Origin of the sequence: Trabulsiella guamensis ATCC 49490 (assembly GCF_000734965.1) — a bacterium.
Lineage (GTDB): Bacteria > Pseudomonadota > Gammaproteobacteria > Enterobacterales > Enterobacteriaceae > Trabulsiella > Trabulsiella guamensis.
The window spans coordinates 1-346 of record NZ_JMTB01000242.1 but is presented as its reverse complement, the minus strand read 5'-3'; the positions used below and the strand labels follow the sequence as shown (position 1 = coordinate 346).

The 346-nt window shown below is 42.8% G+C and carries 1 pseudogene; it reads right to left on the bottom strand.

The window, feature by feature from the left end:
* Positions 1 to 346 (bottom strand): annotated as a pseudogene (locus GTGU_RS26290) (hypothetical protein); the annotation flags it as partial.

The following is a 346-nucleotide window of genomic DNA, read 5'->3' as shown; positions in this document are numbered from 1 at the left end:
TCAGCAACTAAGTAACCCGTATCGTAGCTCTCACCGGACAGAGGAGCATAGGCATAAAGTTGACCATCTTCCGCCATCCCTAACAGCACGGGCTTGTCAGGGCCGCCATCAAAATAGTCATCAATGATAATACTTGGTTCAGTATCTCCTTCCTGAATAATATGCAGGGCCTTCCCAACTCGCTTTATTGTAATATTTTCTGGTGCGAAGTCATCATTGACATTTTTTAACAGATATTTATTACCCGGGATAAGTTTAACATTGACTGCCTTGCCAGCATCAGCGGTGAGCAAGCGTGTTTTTCCTTCTCCGCTGTTAATAGCCAGAATAATTTTATTTTCCATCA